The sequence below is a fragment of the Moorena sp. SIO3I8 genome (assembly GCF_010692325.1).
Taxonomy (GTDB): domain Bacteria; phylum Cyanobacteriota; class Cyanobacteriia; order Cyanobacteriales; family Coleofasciculaceae; genus Moorena.
This window is the reverse complement of the sequence record NZ_JAAHHW010000276.1, coordinates 1-2397: the sequence shown is the minus strand read 5'-3', so window position 1 is coordinate 2397 and position 2397 is coordinate 1. Positions and strand designations below refer to the sequence as shown.

Below are 2397 nucleotides of genomic sequence, written 5' to 3'. Positions count from 1 at the left end.
GGATCTGTGCGAGTCACTAAAATTAGCACAGGCAGATACAACAATTACACCGGGGATGTGATTGTCCGCTACAAAACTAATCTCAACCCCTTGACAGCCGGTACCTCACACCCTCAGAACACCACCCTCACCATTGGGACGGACATCACCTTAGGAGCAGGGGAATACATTACAGGGGTTGAGTTCGAGTACACCAATGTACCGGTTTTCAAGCTACAGGAGGCAGTAATAGACCAAAACTGTTTGTAGAGGTTCAGCCTGACCGCGAGATTGGGGAGACGATCAAAAACTGTGCCCAACTGACTTGGACGCCCAATTCACCAACAGACCCCCTGGAACAGTGCCAAGAGACAGAAATCTCGGCATTACAAGCCATCGTAAATCCAAACAAAAGAGACGAAACTAGTAGTGGACCCTATGCTCCTGGTGACACCATAGAATTTCGGCTACAGTTTCGCAACGAGTCGAGCGCTACCGCAGATTATGTCAATCCCATTATTGCCGATTTACTGCCAGCAGGGCTTGAGTATGGGGGTGCCTGGAGGTTTACCAATGGGGGATCGAGTAGTTTGCCCGCTGACCCTCCCATCAACTTCGAGGCCATTCCAAACTACAACGGCACCGGTCGCACGTTGCTGCGTTGGGAAATTACAGGAACCCAAATACCAGAGAATAGGTGGCTGAGAATCTATGTCGATACAGTGGTTGAGCAGGGCGTGAGTACAGGTTCGTTGACTAATGAATTATTCATCATGTCCAACGATAGTGTGTTCGATTGCAACAATAATAACCGCAGAACTCAGGATACGGTTGATGTGGATGGGGATGGCATCACCGATGAGACGATTTGTCGCAGAACAGCAAACGTTGACGTAGCTGCGATCGCAACCCTCGATTCACAAAAGGTAGTTCAGGGTGAGGTCGATACCAGTTTCTCCACTAGTGGCACCACGGTTCCGGGGGGACAGGTAGATTACCAGCTGAGTATCACCAATCAAGGCACGGTGCCGATGACTAATATACTTGTAGTCGATATGTTGCCTGCCATCGGTGATACTCAAGTGCTCAATACTAGTACAGCCAGGGGTTCCCAATGGCGTCCTAATCTCGCTGGTCCGGTTACCGTGGCAATTCCTGGTGTTACGGTTGAATACACCACCAACTCCAATCCTTGCCGTCCCAATCCTAGTGATGGTCAAGACCTTAATTGGCCTAGTGGCTGCGTCAATGACTGGAGTACTACCTTTCCCAGTGACCCCAGTGCGGTCACCGCTCTGAGGTTTAACTTGGGCAACCTAGTTCTCGACCCCCTAGAGTCGGTGGTCCTCAACTGGCCAATGCGAGCACCGGCTGGAGCACCAACCAACGGCGAGATTGCCTGGAATTCCTTTGCTTTCGTCTCGACACGAACGGATCAATCCGGTGCGGCAGCTACCTTGTTACCCGCAGAACCCCCCAAAGTCGGCATTGTGATTCAACCCCCCACCCCTGCCATCATTGGAGACTTAGTCTGGGATGACCAAAACGGTAATGGGATTCAAGATAATAGTGAACTGGGTATCAATGGGGTGCGGGTTGAGTTGTGGCAAGATGGAGGTGATGGTCAACCTGGTACCAGTGACGATAGTTTCTATGGGTTTACCTTAACTGCTCCCGATGGTACCGGTAATGATGGGGTTTACCTTTTCTCGAACGTGCCAGCGGGAGATTACTTTCTGAAATTCATTCCCCCAGACAACCTCAATCTCTCTCCTCAAGACCAGGGTGGTGATGAGACCGCTGACTCCGATGCGGATCCCAATACTGGACAGACAAATGTTTTTAGTGTTAACCAGACTACAGACACGAGTGATTTCGATGCTGGACTAACTTCTGTAGACCCAGCTACCGCTAGTTTAGGTGATTTCGTTTGGTTGGATACCGATGGCAATGGTAGTCAAGATGGGGGTGAAGTTGGTGTCAATGGCGTCACTGTTGAACTTTATGATACTGCTAACACTCTGATCGACTCGACCCAAACCAGTAATGACTTCAATGATAATCCTGGTTTCTATCGCTTCCGGGACTTGACACCAGGCACCTATTATGTAAAATTCATAGCGCCCCCTAGTCATGCTTTCTCTCCCCAAGACCAGGGTGATGACACTCTAGACTCGGATGCTGATGCTACTGGACAAACGGGTAATATTACCTTGAATGCTGGAGACAGTAACCAGGATGTAGATGCAGGAATAGTACCTCAGCCGATCTTAGGTGATTTTGTCTGGATTGATAATAATGGTGATGGACTCCAAAACATTGGTGAATTGGGTTTCAATGGTGTGACGGTCAACATTTATAACCCTGGTGGAGATGGTCAGCCTGGTGGCGGGGATGATAGTCTAGTTGCCACTACAG

The 2397-nt window shown here is 49.5% G+C and carries 2 protein-coding genes and 1 pseudogene; all 3 read left to right on the top strand.

Annotated elements, in window-relative coordinates:
* Positions 1-249 (top strand): hypothetical protein (locus tag F6K51_RS36110; protein WP_293030687.1); only part of this gene is annotated, 249 nt, incomplete at its 5' end.
* A pseudogene (locus tag F6K51_RS38825) lies at positions 240-518 on the top strand (hypothetical protein); the annotation flags it as partial. The gene F6K51_RS36110 and the pseudogene F6K51_RS38825, both read left to right, overlap by 10 nt.
* A gap of 51 nt (positions 519-569) precedes the next feature.
* Positions 570-2397 (top strand): SdrD B-like domain-containing protein (locus tag F6K51_RS36105; protein WP_365940602.1); only part of this gene is annotated, 1828 nt, incomplete at its 3' end.